The sequence below is a fragment of the Catenulispora sp. GP43 genome (assembly GCF_041260665.1).
GTDB lineage: Bacteria > Actinomycetota > Actinomycetes > Streptomycetales > Catenulisporaceae > Catenulispora.
Window position 1 is genome coordinate 277033 of record NZ_JBGCCT010000007.1, and the last position, 26018, is coordinate 303050.

General features: G+C 71.5%; 27 protein-coding genes. 10 read left to right on the plus strand and 17 right to left on the minus strand.

What is annotated here, in order from left to right; genetic code table 11:
- Window positions 1-83: 83 nt before the first annotated feature.
- Window positions 84-1652: a GGDEF domain-containing protein gene (locus tag ABH926_RS17055; RefSeq protein ID WP_370366587.1), complete on the minus strand. Its 1569-nt coding sequence runs from the start codon at window positions 1650-1652 to the stop codon at window positions 84-86.
- Between the two features lie 125 nt (window positions 1653-1777).
- Here ABH926_RS17055 and ABH926_RS17060 point away from each other — a divergent pair, with 125 nt between their 5' ends.
- Window positions 1778-4849 (plus strand): SpoIIE family protein phosphatase, encoded by a 3072-nt coding sequence (locus ABH926_RS17060; protein WP_370366588.1) that lies wholly within the window; start codon window positions 1778-1780, stop codon window positions 4847-4849.
- Between the two features lie 12 nt (window positions 4850-4861).
- On the opposite strand, the gene ABH926_RS17065 is transcribed toward ABH926_RS17060, so the two are convergent.
- Genes ABH926_RS17065 through ABH926_RS17075 form a run of 3 tightly spaced genes read right to left on the minus strand, consistent with a single transcriptional unit; the run spans window position 4862 to window position 6908 of the window.
- Window positions 4862-5155 carry a ribosomal protein L7/L12 gene (locus ABH926_RS17065; protein WP_370366589.1) on the minus strand — a complete coding sequence of 98 codons (294 nt, stop codon included), beginning with the start codon at window positions 5153-5155 and terminating at the stop codon, window positions 4862-4864.
- Window positions 5156-5196: 41 nt separating this feature from the next.
- Complete coding sequence (locus ABH926_RS17070; RefSeq protein WP_370366591.1) at window positions 5197-5826, minus strand: MBL fold metallo-hydrolase; 630 nt, start codon at window positions 5824-5826, stop codon at window positions 5197-5199.
- Window positions 5823-6908: an S-(hydroxymethyl)mycothiol dehydrogenase gene (locus tag ABH926_RS17075; RefSeq protein WP_370366592.1), complete on the minus strand. Its 1086-nt coding sequence runs from the start codon at window positions 6906-6908 to the stop codon at window positions 5823-5825. The genes ABH926_RS17070 and ABH926_RS17075 overlap by 4 nt, the downstream gene beginning before the upstream one ends.
- A gap of 172 nt (window positions 6909-7080) precedes the next feature.
- On the opposite strand from ABH926_RS17075, the gene ABH926_RS17080 reads away from it, so the two are divergent.
- Window positions 7081-9291 (plus strand): hypothetical protein, encoded by a 2211-nt coding sequence (locus tag ABH926_RS17080; protein ID WP_370366593.1) that lies wholly within the window; start codon window positions 7081-7083, stop codon window positions 9289-9291.
- A 15-nt stretch (window positions 9292-9306) separates the two neighbouring features.
- Here the strand turns inward: ABH926_RS17080 and ABH926_RS17085 are convergent, their stop codons facing one another.
- From ABH926_RS17085 to ABH926_RS17100, 4 genes are read right to left on the minus strand one after another with little or no spacing between them, the layout of a single operon-like run.
- A complete protein-coding gene (locus tag ABH926_RS17085; RefSeq protein ID WP_370366594.1) occupies window positions 9307-9573 on the minus strand; it encodes an Ig domain-containing protein in 267 nt (88 codons plus the stop codon).
- On the minus strand, window positions 9570-9962 hold the full coding sequence (locus tag ABH926_RS17090; protein ID WP_370366595.1) for a MauE/DoxX family redox-associated membrane protein: 393 nt from the start codon (window positions 9960-9962) through the stop codon (window positions 9570-9572). Before ABH926_RS17090 ends, ABH926_RS17085 begins: the two co-directional genes overlap by 4 nt.
- A 38-nt stretch (window positions 9963-10000) precedes the next feature.
- On the minus strand, window positions 10001-10303 hold the full coding sequence (locus ABH926_RS17095) for a hypothetical protein (protein WP_370366596.1): 303 nt from the start codon (window positions 10301-10303) through the stop codon (window positions 10001-10003).
- Window positions 10304-10312: 9 nt separating this feature from the next.
- Complete coding sequence (locus tag ABH926_RS17100; protein WP_370366597.1) at window positions 10313-10597, minus strand: hypothetical protein; 285 nt, start codon at window positions 10595-10597, stop codon at window positions 10313-10315.
- Between the two features lie 72 nt (window positions 10598-10669).
- Here ABH926_RS17100 and ABH926_RS17105 point away from each other — a divergent pair, with 72 nt between their 5' ends.
- The gene (locus ABH926_RS17105; RefSeq protein ID WP_370366598.1) at window positions 10670-11116 is read left to right on the plus strand and encodes an SMP-30/gluconolactonase/LRE family protein; all 447 of its coding nucleotides are present in this window, start codon (window positions 10670-10672) and stop codon (window positions 11114-11116) included.
- Between the two features lie 17 nt (window positions 11117-11133).
- Here the strand turns inward: ABH926_RS17105 and ABH926_RS17110 are convergent, their stop codons facing one another.
- A complete protein-coding gene (locus tag ABH926_RS17110) occupies window positions 11134-11526 on the minus strand; it encodes a MerR family transcriptional regulator (protein ID WP_370366599.1) in 393 nt (130 codons plus the stop codon).
- Window positions 11527-11585: 59 nt separating this feature from the next.
- On the opposite strand from ABH926_RS17110, the gene ABH926_RS17115 reads away from it, so the two are divergent.
- Entirely contained in the window at window positions 11586-12461 is an 876-nt protein-coding gene (locus ABH926_RS17115; RefSeq protein WP_370366600.1) for an MBL fold metallo-hydrolase, read from the plus strand.
- A gap of 1 nt (window position 12462) precedes the next feature.
- On the opposite strand, the gene ABH926_RS17120 is transcribed toward ABH926_RS17115, so the two are convergent.
- Window positions 12463-13254, minus strand: coding sequence for a BTAD domain-containing putative transcriptional regulator (locus ABH926_RS17120; protein ID WP_370366601.1), 792 nt, complete (start codon window positions 13252-13254; stop codon window positions 12463-12465).
- 172 nt (window positions 13255-13426) lie between these two features.
- On the opposite strand from ABH926_RS17120, the gene ABH926_RS17125 reads away from it, so the two are divergent.
- From ABH926_RS17125 to ABH926_RS17140, 4 genes are all read left to right on the plus strand, one after another.
- Entirely contained in the window at window positions 13427-14110 is a 684-nt protein-coding gene (locus ABH926_RS17125; protein WP_370366602.1) for a hypothetical protein, read from the plus strand.
- A 159-nt stretch (window positions 14111-14269) separates the two neighbouring features.
- Window positions 14270-14602, plus strand: a complete 333-nt coding sequence (locus ABH926_RS17130) for a cupin domain-containing protein (RefSeq protein ID WP_370366603.1) — start codon at window positions 14270-14272, stop codon at window positions 14600-14602.
- Window positions 14603-14773: 171 nt separating this feature from the next.
- On the plus strand, window positions 14774-15205 hold the full coding sequence (locus ABH926_RS17135) for an ATP-binding protein (protein ID WP_370366605.1): 432 nt from the start codon (window positions 14774-14776) through the stop codon (window positions 15203-15205).
- Window positions 15206-15208: 3 nt separating this feature from the next.
- Window positions 15209-16117, plus strand: coding sequence for a SigB/SigF/SigG family RNA polymerase sigma factor (locus ABH926_RS17140; RefSeq protein WP_370366606.1), 909 nt, complete (start codon window positions 15209-15211; stop codon window positions 16115-16117).
- Between the two features lie 24 nt (window positions 16118-16141).
- On the opposite strand, the gene ABH926_RS17145 is transcribed toward ABH926_RS17140, so the two are convergent.
- Window positions 16142-16564, minus strand: coding sequence for a CBS domain-containing protein (locus ABH926_RS17145; protein ID WP_370366607.1), 423 nt, complete (start codon window positions 16562-16564; stop codon window positions 16142-16144).
- Between the two features lie 160 nt (window positions 16565-16724).
- Here ABH926_RS17145 and ABH926_RS17150 point away from each other — a divergent pair, with 160 nt between their 5' ends.
- Window positions 16725-18719 (plus strand): aconitate hydratase, encoded by a 1995-nt coding sequence (locus ABH926_RS17150; protein ID WP_370366608.1) that lies wholly within the window; start codon window positions 16725-16727, stop codon window positions 18717-18719.
- Between the two features lie 43 nt (window positions 18720-18762).
- On the opposite strand, the gene ABH926_RS17155 is transcribed toward ABH926_RS17150, so the two are convergent.
- The 6 genes from ABH926_RS17155 to ABH926_RS17180 form a co-directional block, all read right to left on the minus strand.
- The gene (locus tag ABH926_RS17155; protein ID WP_370366610.1) at window positions 18763-19134 is read right to left on the minus strand and encodes a hypothetical protein; all 372 of its coding nucleotides are present in this window, start codon (window positions 19132-19134) and stop codon (window positions 18763-18765) included.
- Window positions 19135-19311: 177 nt separating this feature from the next.
- Window positions 19312-20820, minus strand: coding sequence for an amino acid permease (locus ABH926_RS17160; protein WP_370366611.1), 1509 nt, complete (start codon window positions 20818-20820; stop codon window positions 19312-19314).
- 101 nt (window positions 20821-20921) lie between these two features.
- Entirely contained in the window at window positions 20922-21143 is a 222-nt protein-coding gene (locus ABH926_RS17165) for a ferredoxin (protein ID WP_370366612.1), read from the minus strand.
- A 186-nt stretch (window positions 21144-21329) separates the two neighbouring features.
- Window positions 21330-22595, minus strand: coding sequence for an NADH-ubiquinone oxidoreductase-F iron-sulfur binding region domain-containing protein (locus tag ABH926_RS17170; RefSeq protein WP_370366613.1), 1266 nt, complete (start codon window positions 22593-22595; stop codon window positions 21330-21332).
- The gene (locus ABH926_RS17175) at window positions 22592-23170 is read right to left on the minus strand and encodes a ferric reductase-like transmembrane domain-containing protein (protein WP_370366614.1); all 579 of its coding nucleotides are present in this window, start codon (window positions 23168-23170) and stop codon (window positions 22592-22594) included. The genes ABH926_RS17170 and ABH926_RS17175 overlap by 4 nt, the downstream gene beginning before the upstream one ends.
- Entirely contained in the window at window positions 23155-24135 is a 981-nt protein-coding gene (locus ABH926_RS17180; protein ID WP_370366615.1) for an FAD:protein FMN transferase, read from the minus strand. The genes ABH926_RS17175 and ABH926_RS17180 overlap by 16 nt, the downstream gene beginning before the upstream one ends.
- A 584-nt stretch (window positions 24136-24719) precedes the next feature.
- On the opposite strand from ABH926_RS17180, the gene ABH926_RS17185 reads away from it, so the two are divergent.
- Window positions 24720-26015: an ATP-binding protein gene (locus ABH926_RS17185; protein ID WP_370366616.1), complete on the plus strand. Its 1296-nt coding sequence runs from the start codon at window positions 24720-24722 to the stop codon at window positions 26013-26015.
- Window positions 26016-26018 lie beyond the last annotated feature (3 nt).

Here is a 26018-nt window from a genome sequence, read left to right on the forward strand (position 1 = left end):
TATGGTTGCGGGTCACGGCTATATAGATACCCGGTATGCATGGGGAGGGCAAGTGGGCCGATGAGGGTCCGGCGACAGCCCGGCTAACCCCGCGCCCCCTGCTTCCCCTTGGCCTTGAGCATCAGCAGGTCCGCCTCCCGGAACGCCTCCGCCAGCCCCTGCCCCGCCAGCGCCGTCAGCCCCATCGTCAGCGACACCGGCGTGCCGGGCGCCAGATCGGCCCAGTCGTGGGCCGCGACCGCCGCGGTCAGCCGCGCGACCACCTCGGCCGACTCGGCCAGCGCCGTGCCCGGAAGCACGATCACGAACTCGTCGCCGCCGTAGCGCGCCAAGAAGTCTCCGGCGCGCAGCGTGCGCGACAGCACCGCCGCCACCTGTTGCAGCACCTCGTCGCCGACCAGGTGGCCGTGGACCGTGTTCACCTCTTTGAACCCGTCCAGGTCGGCGACGCCCAGCACTCCGGACCCGCCGCGCGCGGTCAGATCCGCGACGTAGCGTTCCAGATGCCGCCGGTTCGGCAGGCTGGTCAGGGGATCGGTCTGCGCCTCGTCGGCGTAGCGGCTGACGTTGCGGCGCAGTTCGTCGAAGTCCAGACGCGCGGTGATGCCGTCGACGAACAGGTCGTAGACCTGGTCGCTGGCGCGCGCCAACAGGTAGGTCACCTCCCGGTCGGCGGCGTGCGCGGCCGCGTGGTCGCCGCAGGCTATGTACGCCAGGGCCTTCAGCCGCGGCACCTCGGCGCGGCCCAGGCGGGTCTGCGCCGTCCGGGCGTCGCCGAGCAGATCGAGCGCGTGCTGTGGCCGGCCCTCCACGATGTGCAGCGCGGCGTCGCCGAGCCGGGACAGCTCGACGCTTTCCGGGAACTCCTGATGACGCAGGCGCAGCAAACGCCGTGGGTCTCCTTCGTAGCTCCCGCCCAGGACCGCGTACCGCGCCATCGCGTACCCCAGATAGGGGACCTCGATCGCGATCAGGTCCGAGGCGTTCAGCCGGTCGACCAGGTCGCCGAGCACCGCCTTGGCGGCACCGGTCTCGCCGCGCTGGTCCAGGAACACCGCCTGCCGGACGCGGATCTCCGGGTGCGCCGTGAGCCGGCGGTCCTCGGCGGTGCCGAACCGGGCTATGTCCTCGGCATGCCGCTGCGCCGCGACCGCGTGCCGGTGGAAGCCGATCAGCGAATAGGTGACGGCCATCGAGATCCAGGGCCGGACCGCGCGCCGGTCGGCGGTCGTGGCCTCCAGGGCCTGCGCGCCGCGCACCAGGTCGGTGATGCAGCGTTCCAGGGAGCCCCGGCGATAGGAGAAGAACGCCGCGACCGCGTGGAATTCCCCGACGTCGGCCGGCCGGGCGCCGTGCTCCTGGATCAGCGCCCAGGCCGCGTCGATGATCGGTGGGCAGTCCCGGAGCCGGTCCATGTTGAGCAGCGCCGACAGCTTGGCCAGCAGGACGCCCAGCACGTCCTGCGGAGCGGTGAGTCCGGCGAGCAGCCGGTCGGCCGTCTCCACGGCCTCGATCTGCCGGTTGGCCCAGTTCAGGCGGGCCACGGCCAGCCGGGGCTCGTCCTCCCCCGAAGAAAGGTCGCCCGAGGACAGGTCGCTCGAGGACAGGTCGTCCGAAGGCAGTTCGTCAGCGGGCAGGTCGTCAGCTCTCATCGCCCCCGCCCCCCGACGATGATCAGGACCTGCACCTTCCCATCATCAAGGAGGGACCGCTGCGGCGCACTGCCCGAACCCGGTCCGACTCGCGTTCGGGCCGCCATCTGAGGGACCCTGTAGGGGTGAACGCCCGGAGCGTGGAGCAGAACCAGCCGCCCCGGCGCCATCCTGTCGTGGGCGTGGCCACCGCACTGCTGGAGGCCGACGGCCGCATCGTCCATTGGAGCGCTGCCGCCGAGGCGATGCTCGGCTATTCCGCCGCCGACGCCGAGGGGCGCTACGCGATCGACCTGCTGGCAGCCCCGGAGTACCGGGCCGACATCCTGACCATCTACGAGGGCATCCTGCGCGGCGAGGATTGGACCGGCGTCTTCCCGGTACGCCACAAGAACGGCAGCATCGCCGAGCTGGAGATGCACACCTACCGCGTCGACGCCGGCAGCCCGCCGCCGATGGTGCTGGCCACCGCGGTGGACGTGCGCGCGGTCCGCTCGGTCGAGGCCGACCTGGCCGTGCTCGACAGCTTCTTCAGCCAGTCGCCGGTCGGGATGGCCGTCTACGACACCCGCATGCGCTTCGTCCAGGTCAACTCGGCCCTGGCGGCCACGCACGGGATCCCGGTCGCCGAACACCTCGGGCGCAAGGTCCGCGACGTGCTGCCCGGCGAGGAGGGCGCCCGGATCGAGGCGCAGATCCGGCAGGTGCTCGCCACCGGCGTGCCGATCGTCGACGCCCGCTGGGCGGGCCCGGCCGACGGCGACGCCGAACACGGCCAGGCCGTGCACGACCACACCTGGTCGGCCTGGTACTCCCGGCTCCAGGACGCCTCCGGGCACGTGTTCGGCGTCAGCTCCACCGTCATCGACGTCACCGAGCGTCACGCGGCCGAGGAGCAGGCCGTCCGGGCCCGGCGGCGGCTGGCGCTGCTGGCCGAGGCCAGCGCCGCCATCGGCGCCACGCTGGACGTCCGGCAGGCGGCCCGGGAACTGGTCAAGGCGATGGTCCCGGAGATCGCCGACGTGTGCGGCGTCCACGTCCTGGAACAACAGTCCCGGCACGGACCGGCCGCGATGCGGACCGAGCCGGATGCCTTCGTGGTGCGCCGGGTGGCCTTCGACGCGGACAGCGACGACTTCCCCTACGACGACGTGCCGATCGGGCAGCTGCAACGCCTGGACACGGACTCCCCGTACGCCGACGCCATGCGGCTGCGCCAGACCGTCGTGGTCGCCCCGTCGCAGATGCCCTCGATCATCGCCAAGCCGTCCGGCCGGCTGAGCACCTTCTACGCCCGCCAGGCCCAGACCGTGCGGGTGTCCCCGCTGGTGGCGCGCGGCGCCGTGCTCGGCTTCGTGTCCTACGCCCGCAGGGCCGAACGCGAGCCCTTCGACGACCAGGACATCACCCTCGGCGAGGAGCTGATCGCCCGGGCCGCCACCGCGTTCGACAACGCCCTGCTCTTCCAGAGCGAGCGCGAGACCGCCCTGGCCCGGCAGGAGACGCTGCGCCAGGCCAACGCGGCGCAGGGCCGGCTGGCGCTGCTCAACGACGCCAGCGTGCGCATCGGGACCACGCTGGACCTGCAGCGCACCGCCGAGGAACTCATCGAAGTGGTGCTGCCCCGCTTCGCCGACTTCGCGACCGTCGACCTGCTGGCCTCGGTGATGCGCGGCGACGAGCCGGGACTGCCGCCGCCGGGCGAGCCGGTGGTCGTGCAGGCCGTCGCCGTCGCCGAGTCGTTCCCCTCGGGACTGACAGAGGTCGCCGACGCCGTCGGGAAGACCTCCACCCGCGACGCGTCCAAGGGCTACGCCCGGAGCCTGCGCAGCGGACGCCCCATGGTCATCCCCATCGTCGACGAGGAATCGCTGGCCGCGCTCGCCACCTCCCCGGAACGCGTGGCCGGCGGACTGGCCGCCGGCATCCACTCCTACCTGATGGTGCCGCTGCTGGCCCGCGGCATCGTGCTCGGCGGCGCGGAGTTCATCCGCATGCAGGACCGCGAGCCCTTCGGCCGCGCCGACGTGGCGCTGGCCGAGGAACTGGCGGCGCGCGCGGCGCTGTGCATGGACAACGCGCGCCTGTATCGCAGGGAACGCAGAACCGCGCTGACCTTGCAGCGCAGCCTGCTGCCGCAGAACGTGCACCACACGATCGGCATGGAGATCGCCCACCGCTATCTGCCGAGCAGCCGGGTCAGCGAGGTCGGCGGCGACTGGTTCGACGTGGTCCCGCTGTCCTGCGGCAGGGTCGCGCTGCTGGTCGGCGACGTGATGGGGCACGGTATCCGGGCCGCGGCCACCATGGGCCAGCTGCGCACGGTGGCCCGGACCCTGGCCACCTTGGACATGGAGCCCGAACAGGTGCTGACCCGCCTGGACGCGACCGCCGCCAGCAGCGGCGAGGACCAGTTCGCGACCTGCGTGTGCGCGGTCTACGACCCGGTGGAGCGCTCCGGCGTGATCGCCTCGGCCGGGCACCTCCCGCCGGTGATCGTGGCCCCCGACGGCACCACCACCGTGCTCCACGTCCCGCCGGGCCCGCCGCTGGGCGTCGGCGGCGTCCCGTTCGAGAGCGTGGAGTTCGTGCTGCCCGAGCACAGCGTGATGGCGATGTACACCGACGGTCTGGTCGAGCGCCGCGGCCGCGACCTCGACGAGGGCATCGGCCTGCTGCGCCAGGCCCTGGCTCAGCGCGGCCGGCCGCTGGAGGAGGCCTGCGACGCGGTGCTGGCCGCCCTGGTCCCCGGCGGCGCCGAGGACGACGTCGCGCTGATCATGGCCAGGACGGTGACCCTGACCGGCGACCGCGTCGCCACCCTGGCCCTGTCCGGCGACCGCCGCATGGCGGGCCAGGCCCGCATCTTCACCCGCGGCAAGCTCCGCGAGTGGGGCCTGTCCGGCCTCATCGACCTGGCCGAACTCCTGGTCAGCGAACTGGTGACGAACGCGCTCACGCACTCCGGCCGCCCCCGCCAGCTGCGGCTGTTCTGCGACCGCACGCTCACCGTCGAGGTCGCCGACTCCGATCCCCGCGCCCCGACCGTACGCGGGTTCACGGAGTACGAGGAGAGCGGACGCGGGATCCGGCTGGTGGACGAGCTGGCGCACCGGTGGGGGAGCAGGATCACGCGGCACGGGAAGGTGGTGTGGTTCGAGCTGGAGCTGCCGAGCGGGCCGCCGGTGGAGCGGTGACGGGGGTGACCCCTACCGCCGGCCCCCGTTGGCCCGCATGCTCCGCTCCATGAACTCGACCGCGTCCTTCGCGTCCTTCAACCCCTGGCCGGTGGCCTCGCGGTAGGCCTTGATCGCCTGGATCTTCTTGCCCGCCAGGATCAGGGCGCTGACCTGTGCCTCAGTATTCGCCTGTGCTTCGGTTCGCCCCGGCACGGCCGTTGCCGGACCGTCGCCGTCCAGGCCGAGGTGCGCCAGCAGCCGGTCGAGCTTCTCCTCGATCGCCGCGAGCCGCATCTCCACTGTGATCTGGTCCCCGGAATCCATACCCCGACGCTAGCGCCTGCGGGCCGTTCGCGGGTAGCCGGTCAGAACCCGTGCTCGCGCTCCGCCCCGATCGTCGTGTCCGCACCGTGCCCGGTGTGCACGACCGTCTCGTCGGGCAGCGCGAACAGCTTGGCGCGGATCGAGTCCTCCAACGTCGGCCGGTCGCTGTACGAACGCCCCGTCGCCCCCGGCCCGCCCTGGAACAGGGTGTCGCCGGTGAACACGCACCCGAGGTCGGGCGCGTACAAGCAGACGGCGCCGGGCGCGTGCCCCGGCGTGTGCAGCACCTGCAGCGTGATGTCTCCGACAGTGAGCGTCTGACCGTCGCTCAGATCCGCGTCCCACAGGGTGGCTTCCGGGTCGTCGGGCCCGCCATGCGTGAGTTCCCACAGCGGGCGGTCGTCAGGGTGCAGCAGGATCGGGGCGCCGGTGCGCTCGCGCAGGGCCGGGGCGACGCGGACGTGGTCGTCGTGCGCGTGGGTGCACACGATGCCCAGCACCCGCCGTTCGCCGACGACGGCGAGGATGCTCTCGACCGAGTGCGGGGCGTCGATGACCACGCACTCCGTCTCGTCGCCCACGACCCAGACGTTGTTGTCGACGTCGAAGGTCTGCCCGTCCAGGGAGAAGGTGCCCGAGGTGACGCCGTGGTCGACGCGGACCGCCGTCACAGGATCACCACCGAGCGCAGCACCTCGCCGCTGTGCATGCGGTCGAAGGCCGCCTCGACGTCGCCCAGGCCGATCTCCTCGCTGACGAAGGCGTCGAGGTCGAGCTTGCCGCGCAGGTACAGGTCGACCAGCGTCGGGAAGTCGCGGCTGGGCAGGCAGTCGCCGTACCAGCTGGACTTCAGCGCGCCGCCGCGGCCGAACACGTCGATCAGCGGCAGGTCCGGCAGCTTCATCTGCGGGGTCGGCACGCCCACCAGCACCACGGTGCCGGCCAGGTCGCGCGCGTAGAACGCCTGCTTCCAGGTCTCCGGGCGGCCGACCGCCTCGATCACCACGTCCGCGCCGAAGCCGCCGGTCAGCTCCTGGATCGCGGCGACCGGGTCGGTGGCCGAGGAGTCGACGGTGTGGGTGGCGCCGAGCCGGGTGGCGGCGTCGAGCTTCTTGGCGTCGATGTCCACTGCGATGATCGGATCGGCGCCGGCCAGGGCCGAGCCCGCGACGGCGGCCACGCCGACCCCGCCACAGCCGATCACCGCCACGGACTTGCCGCGCGTGACGCCGCCGGTGTTCACGGCCGCGCCGATGCCCGCCATCACCCCGCAGCCGAGCAGCCCGACCGCCGCCGGACGCGCACTCGGGTCCACCTTCGTGCACTGGCCGGCCGCCACCAGCGTCTTCTCGGCGAACGCCCCGATGCCCAGGGCCGGAGTCAGCTCCGTGCCGTCCTCGAGCGTCATCTTCTGCTTGGCGTTGTGTGTGGCGAAGCAGTACCAGGGCTCACCGCGGCGGCAGGCCCGGCACTGGCCGCACACCGCGCGCCAGTTCAGCACGACGAAGTCGCCGGGCTCCACCTCGGTCACGCCGGGCCCGACGGCCTCGACGACGCCGGAGGCCTCGTGCCCCAGCAGGAACGGGAACTCGTCGTTGATGCCGCCCTCCCGGTAATGCAGGTCGGTGTGGCACACGCCGCAGGTCTGGACCCGGACCACGGCCTCGCCGGGACCGGGGTCCGGGACGGTGATCGTGACGATCTCGACCGGCGCGCCCTTGGCACGTGCGATTACTGCCTTCACCTGTTGCATTGCACTCCTTTGTGGAACCCCCGCTGAGAAAGCGGTGATGGACAGTGATGATATGGACAGGTTGTCGGCGCGTGAACCGCGCCACACCGTGTTCGGGCCGACGGCACCACCGTCGTGCGCACCATCGGCCTGGACCGGGAGAGATGTCGCCGCCTTCTGACATCATCCGCTCATGACGTTGGACATCCCCGCCCTCGCCGGCCTCGACGATGTCGCCTGGGACTCCTTGGAGCACGCCTACGGCCCGGCCGGCGACGTCCCCGAGCTGCTGCGGACCCTCGCCGGCGGCGACGCCGAGCAGGCTGAGGAAGCGGTGTACGAGCTGTACGGCACCATCTGGCACCAGGGCTCGGTCTACCCCGCGACGGTCCCGGCCGTCCCATTCCTGGCCGCGATCGCCGCCTCAGGCGCGGCCGGCACGCAGACCCCGCGGGTGCTGCGCCTGCTCGGCGACATCGCGGCCAGCAGGGACCCGCGCGGCGTCGAGGACCCCGCCGCCGTGCGCTCGGCGGTCGCCGCGCAGGTCGAGGTCGTCGCCGGGCTGCTGGACGATCGCGAGGCCGAGGCGCGCGCAGCGGCGCAGTTCGTGCTTGTGCACGCGGGGGAGCGGCAGCGTGTGCGGTCACTGATACTCGAGCACTGGCATGGCGACGCCGAGGCGCTGCACGCGATGATGCGCGTGGACGCCGAGAAGGCTGCGGACTTGGCTGATGAGGTGGTGTCGGACGACCCGCTGCTGACGGTCAGCTGCGCTCTGGCGTGGATACGCGCCGGGCGGCCGGTGGACGAGCGGGTGCGAGAGGCTGCGCTGACGCCGATTCCCGCGGATTCCGAGCTTTGGTGTTGGAACGATGAGGGGGAGTTGTTCGATCAGGTCATCAGCGCTTTGGCCGAGCGTTTGGGGGCGCGCGCTGCGGTCGAGTTGTTGACCGAGGCCTTGGATCGGATCGGTGATGGGCCCGCGGAATCTGTCGACAGCTATCTGTCCACCGCGCGATGGCTCATCGTCTCCTACCGCAGCGCGCCTGCCTTGTTGGCCGAACCACTTGCCCGCCTGCTGGCCGAAACCGTTGCCCGCCCTGATCTCGCGCGCCGCGTCGTCGGACTGCTCGAACTGATCGGCCCGCCCACAGCCCGCGACCGCCTCGTTGCTTTGGCCGCCGCCGACGATGCCTTACTCGCCGCCGCCGACTCCCTGCTCGCCGACGACGCCCTCGCTTGCCTCGCCCGCTGGAACGATCCGGCCGTCCCCGCTCTGCTCGCCCTCGCGCTCACCGACCGGCCGCATACCCTCAACGTCATCGCCGCATCCGGTATCGGAATACCCTTTGACACAGACCTCCTCGCCGCGATCCGCCAGCGCCTGGCCGAGATCTGCGATGCCGAGAACGATCCGCCGGCCGAGCCCGACAACCCCTTCGCCGCCGTCCGGGACCGCAGCGAACCCGGCCGCCTCGCCGGGATCCTCACCGGCTGGGGCGACCACGCGGCCCCGGCCGTCCCCGAACTGGTCCGGCTGCTCGCCATCAGGCCCACCGTCGCCGCCCCGGCCCTGGCCGCGATCCATCTGCTGTCGCTGGAGGGCATGGCGATGCTGCGCCGTGTCGCGGCGACCGCCGAGGAAGGCGACGCCGTCCGCGCGCGCCTGGCCGCCGCCCAGGCCATTCGTGCCCTGACACAGGATCCGGCCCCGCTCCTGGCCGCCGTCCACTTCGGTCTCACCACGCCGACCAAGAACCCCGACGACCGCGCCGTCGTCGCCGAAGCCGCGACCGAGCTCCCGGACCACGCCGACAGCCTGATCCCGTTGCTCCGCCAAGCACTGCGGGCCATAGCGGTCCCGACACCGAGCCTGCCGGCGCACCAGGCGCGCATGAAACTCGGCCGCGCGCTCTGGCAGCTGACCGGCGACCCCGACGACGCGATCGACGTCCTGCGCGCCACCCTCGCCCTGGCCGGCGAACTCTTCACGGCCTGGACCGTCGCCACCGCCGCCGACCTCGCCGCCGAACTCGGCCCCGCAGCCCGCGACCTCGCCCCCGCACTCGAAGCGGCCCTGTCCGAACCCGCATCCTGCCCGGCCGCCACCCAAGCCCTGCTCGCCATCGACCCCGACGGCCCCTGGTCCGGCCCGCGCCGCGAAGAACTCGCCGACCGACTCCTTGCCACCCTCGACGGCACCAACTCGCCGATAACCCGCGGCCGCGCCCTCGACGCCCTCAGCGCCCTCACCGCCCTGGCCCCACTGCCGCCGAGCACGGCCGAGAAGCTCCGCGCCTTCGCCGATCAGGACGAACGTTTCCCGATCGGCGTCCACGACATCGAGCAGCTGCGCGGCGATGAGGAGATTCGGGAGCGGATACGGGCTCTGCTTCAAGGGTGAGCGCGCCCCGAAGGGTCAGGACTTGGTCACCGTCACCGTCACCGTCACCGACCCGCCGACGCCGCCCGAGGAGACCGAGATGGTCGCCGTGCCTGGTCGGCGTGCGTGCACCGCGCCGGTGACCGGGTCGACGCTCGCCACGCGAGGATCAGAGCTCTGCCACACATGCGAGGCGGGATCGGCGATCGGCACGCTCAGCGCGGGCAGATCGTCGGGGGCGGCGATCCGGGGGTGGACGTGCACCGGATCCTGGCGCCGCGCCGTGGGCCCAGGCTCCGTCATCCGGCGTAGAGGTCGACGATCTCGTCGAGGAGGACCAGTACCCCGGCACCGAGCACACCCGTCACTGCGCTCAAGGCCCATGCGGGTGCCGAGACACCTGCGCCGCCCTCCTGGTGCGCTCCCGCCGTCCCCGCCAGCCCGATCAGCGCGACCGCGCCGAGCAGCACGTCGCGCGCCACGTGCCGGATTCCGAACTCCCGCTGCGTGCCGCCGAAGCACATGCACGCGGCCGACGTCCCGCTCCGCAGCACCCTGACGATCACCGCGAGGAAGCCCGCGTCCAGGACCACGGCCAGCGCGAAGCCCCGCACATCGCGGGCCTTGTCCACCACCGCCGCCAGGAACACCAGGCCGATCAGGACTCGGGCCGCCGAGGTCACCAGGTCCATGCCGCACCGCCGTTCCGTTTCCGTCGTTCCGTCGCCGATCACGCCTTGAGCTCACGGAACGGTATGCCGGGGGCGTACACGCCGGATACAGGCGAAATACTTCGTATGCAAATCAGGGCTCGGGCATAGTTGCGTGCCATGAAGACGAACCGCATCATCGCCCTGCTCGCCGCCGTCGCGGCCGTGACCACGGTGTCCGCGAGCGGCGAGGCGCTGGCCACATCAGGGTCCTCATCCTCGCCGTCCGCGTCGCTCACCACCGCGACGCTGGTCGCCAAGGTGGCCGATCCGCAGCCCGGCCCGTTCGGCACGAGCCTGGAGGGCGCGGCCTTCGACAGCAAGTGCGCGTTCTACTTCGTCGACACCACCGCCGCGCCGAACCAGCCCATGCTGATGACGATGGACCTCGCCACGGACCAGGTCAGCACGCTGTACGCGAACGCCCCGGGCCAGACCACGATGCTCAACTGCGTCGGCTTCGCCCCCGGCGGCGCCATGTACCTGTGCGACCTGCGGGGGCGGATCGTCACGTTCGACCCGGCCACCCGGCAGCTGAGGACCGTGCTGGACCGGGTCGGCGGCCAGTCGATCGTCCCGGACGATCTGACGATCGCCCCGAACGGCGACATGTACATCGCCGACTACAAGGGCACCCCGGCGCACCGACCGGACGCGTCCTGCTGCGTCCGGCGACCGGCAGGCCGAGCGTGGCCGCCACGGGCCTGGTGCATCCGAACGGGATCGTGCTCACCGGGAAGCTGGACGGCGTGTGGGTCGACGAGGACCTGGCCGGCCGGCTCGACCACATCGGCCCCGGGTTCTCCTCGCCGGCCTCGACGACTCTGGAGAACGTCGTGCACACCGTCGCCTACCTGGGCCTGGGCGCCTCCGCCTTCACCGACTCGCTGACCATCGACGGCGCCGGGAACATCTACATGGCCGTGTACGGCGGCAGCGAGGTGCTGGAGTTCGACCCGGACGGCGTGCAGATCGGCCACGTGGTGGTTCCCGGCGACGCGCCGAACGTGACCCACGTCGCGATCCAGCCCGGCACGCAGAACGCCTACATCACCGCCTCGGGGAAGGACGGCGGCTACATCTACCGCTTCACGGCTCTCGCGCCTGCGCCGGCGAACACGCCCAACGGAGGCTGAGGTGGCGATTCGGTGGGCTAACCACCAGCGTTCAGCGTCTGCTTGAACTCCGGGCACGCGACCAACGGCTCGTGATCGCACTCCACCGCGTGCCGCAGCCCGGACCGCATGCGCGTCAGGCGCGCGATCAGCACGTCCAACTCGTCGGCCTTCGCCGCCATCCGATCGCGCAAGTCCTCGTCTCCCGGCCCGGCGGCGAGGAACCGCGCGATCTCGGCGATGCCGAAGCCGGCCTCGCGGGCGCAGCCGATGAGGGCCAAGCGATCCAGGACGTCTGCGTGGTACGTGCGCCGCAAACCGTTGCGCCCGGACGAGGCGATCAGGCCGCGCTGTTCGTAGAACCGCAGTGCCGACGGCGCCAGCCCGGTGTGCGCCACGACCTCGCCGATGTCCAACGCCGTCTCGGCCATGGGCCCTCCTCCCCGCGCGTGCTTGACCTCAAGCGCGCTTCAAGTCGCAGTGTAGACGCATGCGAATCCACCACATCAACTGCGGATCGATGCGCGCCATCGAGGACGAAGCCGGATCCAGCCTGCCCGCGGTCTGCCACTGCCTGCTGATCGAGACCGAGGCCGACGGCCTGGTCCTGGTCGACACCGGCCTGGGCACCGCCGACGTCGCCGACCCGCAGCGCACCCTGAGCCAGGAGTTCATCGGCCGCGCGCAGCCGGTACTCGAACTGGAAGAGACCGCGCTGCACCAGGTCAAGGCCCTGGGATACGACGCGGGCGACGTGCGGCACATCGTCCTGACCCACCTCGACATCGACCACTCCGGCGGCCTGCCCGACTTCCCCGACGCCCGCATCCACGTCCTGGACGCCGAGCAGCGCACCGCGCTGGCCGGCACCGGCAGCCACCCCGAAGACCGCGTCCGCTACCGTCCGGCGCACTGGGCGCACCAGCCGCTCTGGCAGACCTACACGCCCACGGTCGGCGAGTCCTGGTTCGGCTTCGACACGGTCCGGCCCCTGGAGGGCCTGAACGCCGACATCGCCCTGATCCCGCTCGGCGGCCACACCGCCGGCCACAGCGCGGTGGCCGTCAGGGCCGCCGACCGCTGGCTCCTGCACTGCGGCGACGCGTACTACTTCCACACCGAGATCGACCCCGACCGCCCGCGCGGCCACCCGGGCATGGACATCCTGCAGCAGATCACGGAGGTCGACCGCCCGCTGCGGATGGCCAACCACGCGCGGCTGCGGGAACTGGTGCGGCTGCACGGGGACGAGGTCGCGGTGTTCGCGGCGCACGATCCGTGGGAGCTGGCGCGGCTTGCGGGCGCGAGCATGGCGGGCGGGAGCACGGCGGGCGCGAGCACGCCGGGTGCCGAGCCGGGAAGCTGATTCAGCGCACCACGATCTCGTATTCCAGGAATGCCCCGACCAAATCCTGATCCTGCGCTACAACCGCCTCCTCGCCACCGCGAATCCGCCGGGCCTCGGGGTGCAGACCCAGTCCCAGATACAGACTCAGGGCTCGACGAAGGTGCTCCTCGCCCTCCTGGATCCGGCCGCGCCGCACCAGAATCGCGCCGAGCCCCTCCAACGCCGTGGCCTCATCGTCGGGCCGGATCGCCGCCACGTCGCGCAGGACCGCCGCGGCCTCCGCGGGCCGGCCCGTCTCCAGCTCGATCTCGGCCAGCAGCATCGCCGCGTCCCGGCGCTGACGCCCCAGCTCGGCGGCGCGGTGCCGCAGATAGGGGGTGTCGAGCCCGTCGAGCGGACGGCCGCGCCACAGGCCTAGCGCCTCCCTCAGCCGCTGCGCCGCGATCTGGTGCTCCTGCCCGGCGCGGGCGTCGCGCGCCCGGCCCAGCAGCACGCCGAACCGCTCGGCGTCGATCAGCCCGGGGTCGGTCAGCGCGGTGTAGCCGGGGCGTCGGGCAACCAGCCGCACCCGGTCCTCGATCGGCTCCAGGGCCTTTCGCAGGGCCGAGACATAGTTCGCGATCTGCCGGTCGACGGTGTCCGGCGGCGAGGAGGGCCAGGCCCATTCGGCCAGGTCGCCGCGGAAGATCGTGCGGCCGTGGTTGAGCACCAGGACGGCCAGCAGGCACAGCCGGCGCTGGCCGTCCAGGGGGAGCGGAGTGCCGCGGTGGTGCACGGTCAGCCCGCCGAGCAGCCGGATATCGGGATCCATCGGTCCATCCCCTGCGGAGCGGAAGATAGGGACGTTCGGGATGGCAAGGCTACTCACCGTGTCAGTACGTTCACAACGCCGACGTGCGGGACCGGTCCTCCATCGAGGCCTGTTTGCCTCTTGCGGTCCGGGACATACGTGGTAGCTACCGACGATCGAGAGGATTTGCGAGATGCAGGACACCCTCGAATACGTGATAGGCAGCCGCGTCCGGTGCGCCGGGGAGGAATGCGGCGAGGTGGCGTTCGTGGTCGTCGACCCGGTGGCCGACAAGCTCACCCACCTGGTCGTGCAGCCCGACGACGACAGCTCGCAGGGCCGCCTGGTGCCGGTGCACATCGCCATCCCCGGGCCGGAGGGCGTCGACCTGAACTGCACGCGGGCCCGCTTCGACGAGTTCGAACCGGCGGTCCGGACGTACTTCATGCCCGAGATCGAGGCCGTCGGCCCGGCCCGCGGCGAGCGCGTCCTGGCCTGGCCGCTGTACGGCCTGGTGATGACCCCGACCGCGCTGACCGGCTTCGTCCCCGGCGTGGACCCGCAGCTCGCGGCCACGACCGTGGAGCACCTCCCGGCCGGCGAGGTCGGCGTGCGGCGCGGGGAGCGTGTGCACGCCGAGGGCGGTGAGATCGGGCGGGTGCAGGGCCTGGCGGTGGTCCCGCCGGACAGCGAGGTGTCCCATGTGCTGCTGGACGAGGGGCACCTGTGGGGGCGCAAGCGGGTCGCCATCCCGATCCGGGACGTGATCGGGATCGACGCCGACGGGGTGTCCGTGGGCCTGACCAAGGACCAGATCAAGGACCTGCCCCCGGTGGACGTCGCGGGCCTGGAAGCGTCGGCGGCCCAGACGGCCTAGACGGCGTACGGCCCAGACGGCCCAGACGGCCCGGCAGCGATCCGCCCGCGCGGGGCCGGAGCGGCATGACCGCGCCGGCCCTGGGTAGGCCGTAGGCGGACCCGGATGCGACCGATCGTCCGGCCGAACAGGCCCTGAAACGTAAACGGCGGAACCATCATGCAGAAGCTTTCGCTCGAAGCGCTCTCCCGGCAGCACCTGGAGCGCGCCGCGGCGTCCTCGACCGGCCGCAGTTCGCAGTCGATCTACGGCGGCCACGAGCACGTCCTGCGCCAGACGCTCATCGCCCTGCGCGCCGGCAGCACGCTGGCCGAGCACGAGAACCCCGGCGAGGCGACGGTGCTGGTGCTGCGCGGCCGGGTCCGGCTGGTGTCCGACGACGCGTCGTGGGAGGGCATGGCCGGCGACCTGCTGATCGTGCCGGAGGCCCGGCACAGCCTGGAGGCGCTGGAGGACGCCGCGTTCGTGCTCACGGTGGGCAAGACCCAGTGAGTGCGGAAATGCCTTGAGTGCGGAAATGCCTTGGGCCTCACCCGGTCGGCGGCATCGCCTCCGAGGGGCCCCGTTTGATCGTCTCGGAACTGGTCACCCGTAAAAACGTGAGCAATATCCGCTGATCACACGAAAGGCCGCAGCCGGGGGAACGGTCGAGGGAGTGGAGCCATGGCACAGCGCATCGAGGTGGCGCGAGCCGGCCGGATCACCGTGCCCGAGACCGCGTCCGTGCAACTCGCCGTACCGGCTGACAAGCACTACATCGTGCTGGTCCGCTCCGCAGTGGCCCAGCTCGGCGCGTGTTTCGGCTTCACCATGGGCGACATCGGCGACCTGCGCCTGGCGGTGGACGAGGCGTGCAACCTGCTCGTCGCCGGCGGCCCCGACCCGGCCGTCAGCGGCCTGGAGTGCCGGGCCGTGGTGCGCGGCGACCTGCTGCGGGTGACGCTGTCCGCCTCGGCCGTGGCCGCCGCGCCGCCGGACACCGAGGGCTTCGGCTGGACCATCCTGGCCGCGCTGGTGGATGCGCTGGCCTGGGAGCAGAGCGAGAACGTGGTGCGCGTCGAGATCGAGAAGCGCCGCGGCACCCGCGGCGGCTGAGCCGTGGCCACGGACGACGTCCGCGAGGGGCGGCCCGACCGGTCCGATCGAGCCGACCGGCCCGACCGGCCCGACGGGCCCGACCAGCCCCACCAGCAGCCCGACCGGCCCGACCGGCTCGGCGCGTACGCCGCGGCCCTGGCCGCGCTGCGCAGGCTGGGCACGCTCGCGCCGTCCGATCCCCAGCGGCCGGCGCTGCGCGAGTTCGTGATCGGCGAGTACATGTCCTACGCGCGCTACGTCGCCGGGCGCTTCCGTCGCCGCGGGGAGGCCCCGGAGGACCTGGAGCAGGTGGCGTACGTCGGCCTGGTGAAGGCGGTCGACAGCTACGACGCGGCGTTCGACACCACGTTCCTGACCTACGCGACGCCGGTGATCGCCGGCGAGATCAAACGGCACTTCCGGGACACGACCTGGGACGTCCACGTGCCGCGCCGGATGCAGGAGCTGTCCGGGGCCCTGCGTCAGGCCCGCGAATCCCTGGCCCAGACGCTGGGACGCGACCCGACCGTCACCGAGCTGGCCGAACACCTGGACGCCGGCACCGAGGAGATCGTCGACGCGATGGAGGCCTCGGCGGTCTACAACACCGGCTCCCTGGACGTCTCGCTGGGCCTGTCCGACGGCGAGGGCGCCACCCTCGGCGAGCTGATCGGCGACGACGACCCCGGCTACGGCTTGGTCGTCGACCGCGAGTCGCTCAAACCGCTGCTGGCCGAGCTCGACGAGCGGGACAAGCGGATCCTGCTGCTGCGCTACTTCCGTAACATGTCGCAGACCGAGATCGGCGAGGAGATCGGCGTCTCGCAGATGCAGGTGTCGCGGTTGCTGACACGGATTCTCGGGCGCCTGCGGGAAGGGCTGGGTCTCCAGGAGACCGCCGGCGCGACGAACCCTAAGAAGGCTGACTAGCACCCTCGTATGTCATGAATACCCTTATATATCCTGGATGATCGCGTTCTCGACCAGGCCGCTGATCCCCGGCGGCAGGACCCGGGCCAGGTCGGACTGGCTGACGATGCCGACCAGGTGCGGCCCGTCGACCACCGGCAGCCGGCGGATCCGGTGGTCGGCCATGGCACGCTGGGCGGCGTGGATCGGGTCGGACGCGCGCACGCACACCGGTGGCTTGGACGCCAGCGTGGACGCCGCCACCCGGCCCAGGTCCATGCCCTCGGCCACGCCGCGCACGGCGATGTCCCGGTCGGTCAGCATCCCGGTCAGCTCGCCGTCCGCGCCCCGGACCGGGACGGCGCCGATGCCCTTGTCGCGCATCAGCCGGGCGACGTCTTCCAGGGGCTGGTCACCGTCGACGCACTGGACGGGGGTGGTCATGATCTCGGAGATAGTCGTGGCCATGAAAACTCCTTTCTTTGCGGAGTACCGGTTTCCCAGTGTGCCGCCTCTGTGACCCCGCTGACCGGTTCGCGCGAATCGAAACCCTTATGTGTCCGCCGCCTGCCCTCATCAGTCAGTGGTTCGCGTTCGAGCCACGTGCGTACCCGGGATTATGGGGGTTATGCACCCCTGGAGTGGGTTTGCGCCGCGGATCACCGGGCAATCGGTCGAAGTGGCCGGAAAGAACTTGGCGCGCAAGCTGATCGAGGCACATCTCGTGGACGGCGAGACGACGCCGGGATCCGAGATCGCGCTGCGCGTGGACCAGACCCTGACCCAGGACGCCACCGGGACCCTGGTGATGCTGGAGCTGGAAGCCCTCGGGCTGAAACGGGTCCGCACCGAGGTCTCGGTGCAGTACGTCGACCACAACCTGCTGCAGACCGACGAGCGGAACATGGCCGACCACCTGTTCCTGCGCTCGGCGGCGCAACGCTTCGGCCTGTGGTTCTCCCCGCCGGGCGGCGGCGTGTCGCACCCGGTGCACATGCAGCGCTTCGGGATCCCCGGCAAGTCGCTCATCGGTTCGGACTCCCACACCTGCGCCGCCGGCTCGCTGGGCATGCTGGCGATCGGCGTCGGCGGCCTGGAGGTCGCCCTGGCGATGGCCGGGGAGCCGCTGTACTTGACCATGCCCAGGATCTGGGGCGTCCGGCTAAATGGGGAACTCCCCACTTGGGTCAGCGCCAAGGACGTGGTGCTGGAGATGCTGCGCCGCCACGGTGTGAAGGGCGGGGTGCACCGGATCATCGAGTACCACGGGCCGGGCGTGGCGACGCTGACGGCGATGGACCGGCACGTCATCGCCAACATGGGTGCCGAGCTCGGCGCGACGGCGACGGTGTTCCCCTCCGACGAGCGGGTGCGCGAATTCCTTCGCGCAGAAGGCCGGGAGGACGCGTATGTACCACTGGAGGCAGACCCGGACGCAGACTACGACCTCACCGAGGAGATCGACCTCAGCACCCTGGAACCCCTGATCGCCAAACCGAGTTCGCCCGGCAATGTAGTACCGGTGCGAGAAGTGGCCGGCACCGAGGTGCACCAGGTGGTCGTCGGCTCCTCGGCCAACCCGGGCCTGCGCGACTTCGCCGTCGTCGCCGCGATCCTGCGCGGCCGCCGCGCCGACGGGCAGGTCTCGCTCGACATCAACCCGACCTCGCGCGAGATCCTCGCCGACCTGACGAAGTCCGGCGCCACCCTGGACCTGATCCACGCCGGCGCGCGCCTGCACCAGACCGGCTGCCTGGGCTGCATCGGCATGGGCCAGGCCCCCGCGAAGGGCCGCAACAGCCTGCGAACCTTCCCGCGCAACTTCCCCGGCCGCTCCGGAACCGACGACGACCAGGTCTGGCTGTGCTCTCCGGAGACGGCTGCCGCGGCGGCGCTCACCGGCCGCATCACCGACCCGCGCGAACTCGGGTTCGCCTACCCGGACGTGCGGCTGCCGGAGTCCTCGTCGGTGGACGTCGTGGTGCTGGAGCACCCGCTGCCGCCGGGCCTGGCCGCGGAGGTCGAGCTGGTCAAGGCCGAGAGCATCGGCGGCCTGCCGGAGCTGGACCCGCTGCCGGACCGGCTGGACGTCCCGGTGGTCCTGAAGGCCGGCGACAACGTGTCGACCGACGAGATCCTGCAGGCCGGCGCTGCGGCGCTGCCCTACCGCAGCGACATCGAGAAGCTCGCCGAGTTCTCCTTCACCCGCCTGGACCCGACCTACCCGCGGCGTGCCCGCGAGGCCGGCGACCACGCGGTGATCGGCGGCGAGAACTACGGCCAGGGCTCCTCGCGCGAACACGCCGCCCTGGCGCCGCGCTCCCTGGGACTTCGGGTCGTGATCGCCAAGTCGTTCGCGCGCATCCATGCCTCGAACCTGGTGAACTTCGGCGTCCTGCCCCTGGAGTTCACCGACCCGGCCGACTACGACGCTGTGCGGCCCGGCGACGAACTCCAGCTCGAGGACCTGAGCCGACACCTGGCCGACGGCGAGTTCACGGTCGGCAACTTGTCGCAGAACACGACGTTCGGCGTCCGGCACCGGCTCTCGCCCCGGCAGATCGCGACGATCCTGGCCGGGGGACGGATCGCCGAGCATGCGGGCAAGGGGAGCGGGAGCTGAGGTTGTTCAGGGTTCGATGATCGGCTCAGGGTTCGACGATCCGTCACCAGCCGATGACCCGCCGATCGTCCTGGGCCTGGCGATACCGCATCCGGGTGGCGCACAGCCAGTTCTCCAGCTGTTCGGCCAGCAGATCGCGCGATTCGGAATACGTGTCCAGCGCGGCGATACAGGCTTGTTCGGCGTCCCGCAGCCGGCGCGCGGTCTCCTCGATCGCCGGCGGATCCCCGACCCGCCGGGCGACGTGGAGCCGGTCGGCCAGCTGCTGCCGGGCCCGCGTGCAGATGTCCACTGTGGCGTGCGCTTCGTATTCGGCCGCCAGGAGCTGCCTGATCCAGGCGTCGCTCACCGCCTGCTCCGCACTGCGCACGGCTGCGCGCTGGTCCGCGCCGTGGCCGTCCCGGTCTGTTTCCATGTGTTGTCACCTCCAACACTTTCGACTTGACCATTCTGCTCGGATCGAAACGGGGGAGTAGGCGGGTTTTCACCCTTTGAGAACTTGCTGGGAACGACGAGCCGGACGCCCCCGGCGAGCAGTCGTCGCGGGGCGCGTCCGGCGCGGCGAAGAAGGACTCTGATTTGTGGTCGCGCCCTACCCGACTGTCTCGACTTCGGGTTCCTGCACAGCGTGGACGGCGTGGCGGCGGCTGTAGCCGAAGTACACGACAAGCCCGACCGCCATCCATACGCCGAACCGGATCCAGGTGTCCACCGGCAGGTTGAGCATCAGCCACAGGCAGGCCAGGATCGCCGCGATCGGGACGAACGGCACCGCCGGCGTGCGGAAGGCGCGCGGCAGGTCCGGGCGCGTGCGTCGCAGGATGATGACACCGAGCGAGACCAGGATGAAGGCCGCCAGGGTGCCGATGTTCACCAGCTCGGCCAGCGCCTTGAGCGGGATGACGGCGGCGAAGCAGGCCACGACCCCGCCCAGCAGGATGGTCGACCGGTACGGCGTCTTGAACCGGGGGTGGACCCGGGAGAAGCTCTGGGGCAGCAGGCCGTCGCGGCTCATGGCGAAGAACACCCGGGACTGGCCCATCAGCAGCAGCAGGGTGACCGAGGTCAGGCCCAGGACCGCGCCGGCGCTGATGAAGCCGCTGAGCCAGTGCGCGCCGGTGGCGTTGAAGGCGTCGGCCAGCGGGGCCTTCTCCGACAACGCCGTGTACTTCTGCATGCCGGTCACGACCAGCGTCACGGCCACGTAAAGCACCGTGCACACCGCCAGCGAGGCCAGGATGCCGCGCGGCAGGTCGCGCTGGGGCTTCTTCACCTCCTCGGCGGCGGTGGCCACGACGTCGAACCCGATGAACGCGAAGAACACGACGGCGGCGGCGGTGAAGATGCCCATCACTCCGAACGAGCCCGGCGCGAAGCCCAGGTGCTGGATCAGCGGCTGCGAGCCGCCGGAACCGGTACTCGTCGCCTTGGAGGTCGGCGGGATGAAGGGGTGGTAGTTCGAGCCCTTGATGTAGAACAGGCCCGCGAAGATGACCAGCAGCACCACCGCCACCTTGACCGTGACGATCACGGCGGTGAACCGCGCCGACTCCTTGACCCCGGCGACCAGCAGCGCGGTCACGGCCAGCACCAGCACCGCGGCCGGGATGTTCAGCCCCCAGTGCTGGTCGGTCCCGCCCCCGATCGAGGCCGGGATGTGGATGCCGATGTCGCCCAGCAGCGTCTGGATGTAGCCGGACCACCCGACCGCGACCACCGCCGCGCCGAGCGCGAGCTCCAGGATCAGGTCCCAGCCGATCAGCCACGCCGGGAACTCGCCGATCGAGGAGTAGGAGAAGGTGTACGCCGACCCCGCGACCGGCACGGTCGAGGCGAATTCGGCGTAACACAGGGCCGCGAGTGCGCACACGATCCCCGCAGCGGCGAAGGACAGCGCGACGGAGGGCCCGGCGTAGTCCTTGGCGGCGGTTCCCGTCAGCACGAAGATCCCGGTACCGATGATCACACCGATGCCGTAGACGGTCAGGTCGAACGCCGACAGCGCGCGTTTGAGGCTGTGCTCGGAGTCGTCTGTGTCTTTGAGGGTGTCTTCGATGCTTTTTGTGCGGAATAAGCCCTTCGTAGCGTTCTGAGCGTTCATTCGGACCGGCTACCCCGAAATCCGGATCTCTATCGCGGTGGTATCGAGAAAATGGGCGACGCTATGGAGTTGCTTGACTACGGGGCGACGCCGTAGCCTGATCAGCTCCGAAGAAGCAGCGCCAGTGCGGGGCACTCGGAGACGGCTTTCCGGGCCCGGCGCCGGGCCTGCGCCGGCACGGGCCGGTCCTGGATGATCGGGTAGCCCCACTCGTCCAGGGAGATGACTTCCGGGAGGAGATCGGCGCACGCGCCGTGGCCTCGGCAGGCGGTCCAGTCGACGGCCGCGCGCGGCGGCGGGGGCGGGGGCGCTTGTTCGGGCATGGTCGGGCTCCTTGGGCGGGGGATCGGTGTGCTTCGGCGAATCGGTGGCGGTCGGGGGACCCGTGCCGGCCGGGCAATCGGCGGCAACCAGGGAATGGGCGGCAACCAGGGAATCGGCGGCGGTCGAGCAGTCGGTGTCGGCATGGCAATCAGCGGTGGTCGGCAATCAACAGCGGCCGGGCATGGTCAAGCCCCGCGTCCCTCGGCAGGCAGCATCGCCGGTCGACCGGGCGCGGTGCAGCGTCCTCGAGTGTGCGCGTCCGCCTCCGCCGCGAAGGTGATCAGGGCACTGCGGGCCAGGCGTGCCGAGCCGTCGGGGTGGCGGCACGCGCCGCGGCCGGTGATCAGGCCGGCCCAGCGTGCCAGGTCGGTGTGGAGCCGGCGGAAGTCGGTGCGCGGCGTCGGATTCGCCAGTTCGGCGAAGGCCGTTGCCATGCGCGGCAGGCCGTTCAGGCACGGTCCGCACTGGCCGGCCGATTCCAGCGCCAGGTAGCGCAGGATCGAGGCGGTCTCGGTCAGGCCGCAGCGATCGTGGGGGAGGACTGCCAACAGGCCCGCGCCCAGCGGAGCGCCGAGTGCGTCCAGGCTCCTCGGCGCCGCGTCGGCCAACGGCAGCCAGGTGCCGTGGTAGCCGCCGACCAGGATCGCCTGGCCCGCGCCCGGATCGGCGAAGTGGCGCAAGGGTGTGCTCGGCATGGCCTCGATCACGGCCGGTGTGCGGTCCGCGTGCCGCACCGTGAACAGTGACGTGGCCGCGCCGGCCCGGTACCACCCCGGGCCGTGGCGGGCGATCAGTGCCAAATGGGCCAGTGTCTCAACGTTCTGAACCAGTGTGGGGTCGCCGCCGACGCCGTGCTCGTACACCGGCCGGGCTTGGAACCGTGGCCTGGCCGGACCTCCGTTCAGGAACGACACCAGCGCGGACTCCTGGCCGGACAGGAACCCGGGCGGCACCTCGACGACCGTGACGGTGACCGGCGCCGCTGACGCTGCCGACGCCGGCCGCTGCCGGCTCGCCTCGGTCAGATACCGGCCCAAGCCGCGGCCGGCCTCCACGGCCAGGAAAGCGCGGTCGGCGCCGACCGCCGCCGCCGCGAGCGCCACCCCGTCCAGCACCAGGTGCGGCGCCGAGGAAAGCAGGGCTTTGTCTTTCGCGCTGGCCGGCTCGCCCTCCGTGCCGTTGGCCACCACCACGGCTCCGCGCCGGGCCCGCCGAGCCGCCTCGCGCACCGCGCTCATCTTGCGGTGAGTCGGGAACGCCGCGCCGCCGTGCCCGCTCAGGCCCGCCAGTTCGGCGGCCAGGATGATCTGCGCGCCGTCGAGGTACGACAGGCCGCCGTAGACCGCGCAGTGCGCCTCGTAGGTCAACGGTTCTGAGGGAAGCAGCCGCCTCGCCGCGCTCGTGGCGTACGAGCGGACGCGCACCGGCAGGGCAGTCACAGTCGTGGTCATCGTCGGGCTCCCGCCGCGAGAAGGTCAGCCGGTGTCACGGGATTCCGCCCGGCCAGGAAACGCTGTGCGGCGGCGGCCAGCACCACCGCGACGCAACCGAGGGTCGCCCCCAGGGCCCAGCCGTTCATCGGATGCCCCGTGCCGCTGCCGAGCGTCACGCCGTGCACGACCGCCACCGGCCAGCAGGCGTAGGCCAGCCAGTGCACGGCCCGCCACGTCCGCCGGCCCAGCCGGGCCCGCAGCAGGCTGGTGACCGTCACCGCCAGGATCAGATCCAGAGCGACCGCGCCCAGGCCCACCCACAGCGGCGAGTAGGACGAGGAGAAGGGCACCAGGACTGCCAGAGGACTGATATCCACGTAGGAATCGACGACCGCCGTCAAGATGTGCACAGTCAGGAATGCCACGGCCAGCAACGAGATACTGCGGTGCAGTGCGACCGCCGCCAGCCGCGGCATCCCCGGTATCCGCACTTGGCGCCGCACGCTGATCCCCAGCACCATCACGATGCTGAACAGCACCAGGCACACGATGCCCGTGGCCTGCCCGGCGTACCAGATCACCGCGGAGTCCACGACCGCACCTCCTTCGGATCCAGGGAGTAGGTGAAGCCGCTGCTGCGCGGCGCGGCGGGCCAGCGGCCGACCGTGCACACCGTTCCGTCCTCGGCCAGCAGTCGGGCGTCCAGGCCGCACTCGGCGAGCCAGGCCGGGGCCCGCCCGCCGCGGATGACGGCGGCCGTGCTGGCGATGTTGGCGTCCAGGCAGCTGGCGGCCGTCACGCTGACGGTGCGCCACGGGGTGCGCGCCGACAGGCCGGTGGCCGGATCGACGATGTGATGCAGGGTTCTGCCATCGCGGGTCCAGCGCCGGGCGGCGGTGCCCGAGGTGGCCAGCCCGCCGTCGCGGATCAGGACGCTGGTATGTGCGGCATCCGAGCTCGGATCATCGGTCCGATCCTGGACGCGGATCGCCCAGCCGTCCTCCGGCGCCGGCCCGGCCACGGCGATGTCGCCGCCGAGACCGACCAGCACGCCGCAGCCGAACGTCGCGGCCAACTCCGCGGCAGCACGGTCGGCGGCCCACGCCTTCGCCGTCGCCCCCAGGTCCAGCCGGACCCCGGCGGGCACCGCCAGCGTGCGCCCTACGGCGTCGAACCGGATCCGCCGCCAGCCCGGCACCGGCCGTACCACCAGCTTCACCGGGCTTCCGCCGTGCTGCACGAGGTCGAAGTCGCGGTCGTAGCCCAGGCCGGCCAAGGCCGAGCCGACCGTGGGGTCGACGTCCCCGCCGCTGAGTTCCGCACCGCGCAACGCGGCCGCAAGCGCGTCGGCCAGCACCTCGCTGACCGGCATCTCGCGTCCGGCCGAGCGGTCGAGAGCGCATATCTCGGAGTCGTCGCGGAACCGGCTGCAGGCCAGATCCACCATGGCCAGCCAGGTCACCAGCGCCTGCCGGGCGTCGGTCAGGGCTTCCGGATCGGTGACCGCTAAGCGGACCGCGCAGCCCAGCGCCCGCCAGTCAACCGCAGCGCTTCTCATGACGCACCCGAGGTCGCGTCGTGGCCGGACGACGACGAAGACGACGATGATGACGTTGACGAGGATGGCGATGAGGATGAAGACGGCCGCGATGAGGATGAGGAAGGCGCAGAGGAATTCGAAGAAGTCGTGCCCTTGGTGCCCGTGGTACTCGGCGCGGATGTCGCCGGCCGCAATCCCGAGCTGCCCGGGTTCGCGTGCGCGGCCCGCGGCACCGTCGCGGCGATCGCCACCCCGCCAGCCACGCTCGCTGCCGTGACACCCCAGGTCACCGCCGAAATCCGGACCAACCTGCGCCGTGCTTCGCGCTCCATGACACCACCTCCACAACCGCTGAATGGATCACCACCCACGGTGGCTTCGCAGAGTGAGAGAGCGATGAGGGACGCATCAACGTCCACTTTGAGAAAGAACTCAGAAGGTTCTGTCAGAACAAATAGTCGAATGCTCGTCCGGTCGGCGGGTCACACCCCGGTGCGGTACTGTCATGGCCCGTAGATCTGGCGCGCGCAAGCGGGTCAGTATCAGGCATTGAGGAATCAGCGTGCCGTTTCGCTTCGCACCAGACCTGATTGAGAAGACGGATGAATGCTGATATAGCACTGTGGTGCACGGCTGCCGCTCTGGTCGTCGCGATAGCCGTCGCCGTGTACATGGCCCGTGGTGCCGGACGGCTGCGGGCGCAAGTCGCCGGCCTGGAGCAGGCCTGTGCGGCCCGGGATGCCGCGGTGGCACAGCTGGTCGCCATCGGGCTCCCGTCGGCGGCCGAGCTGGTGGGCGATTCCCCCGCGGCCCACTCGGCCCACTCGGCCCACTCGGCCCATCCGGCCCCGACCGTGGCGCCGGTCCTGGAGCGGACGGCCTTCGCCGGGAACGTCCAGGTCCTGACACAGCGCTACGGCGCCGGCGTCCGCGATCTGCAGCGCGACGTGGCCCGGTCGGTGCGCGAGCGCGTCGAGGAAGAGGCCCACCAGACCACCGAGTCGGCCGTGCGGTCCTTCGCCGAGACGGTGGTGAGCCTGGGGGCGAACCTGAGCAAGGTGGTCGCCGAGGCCATGCGCCGGCACCGGGGGGACGAGACCTTCGAGACCCTCACGCTGATCGACCACACCGTCCAGCAGATGATCCGCCAGGCCCAGTCCTACGTCGTGGTCTGCGGCGGCCTGCCGGGCCGGCGCTGGCCGGCCCAGCCGATGACCGACGTGGTGCGCGGCGCGATGGGCCGGATCCAGGACTACCAGCGGGTCCGGCCGCGCGAGCTGAGCCGCCAGGTGGTCGGCCAGGCCGTGGAGCCGGCCGTGCACGCGGTGGCCACGCTGCTGGACAACGCCGCCCGCTACTCCCCGCCCGGGTCCTTCGTCGACGTGACGTTCCAGGAGGGCCACCACGGGGTGACCATCATCGTCGACGACGCCGGCGTGGGCATGAACAGCGAGCAGCTGGACTCCGCGCGCCGCATCCTGTCCGGCCAGGAACCGGTCGATCTGCACGCCCTGGGCCCGCACCCGAAGATCGGCTTCCCGACGGTGGCCGCGCTGAGCCGGCGCTACGGCTTCCAGGCCTCCGTCGACGGCTCCGGCAGCCCGTTCGGCGGGACGCGCGCGGCGCTGTTCATCCCCGAGTCCCTGCTCGCCGCGGAGGCCCCGATCGACGACGATCACAGCGCCCCGCCCGCGCCGGCCGATCTCGTGGAGACGGAGACGACCGACGCCGGGCTGCCGCGCCGCCGGCGGCACAGCGCCACGCAGGACACCCAGCCCCTCCCGCCGGTGCTCAGCGCCTCGCAGCCGCGGCCCGGCATCGCCGCGGCGTGGCAGAGCGGCGCGCACCGCACCGACGGCGGGTCCACGCCCTCCGCCCCCGCAGAAGGGACCCGATAGCCC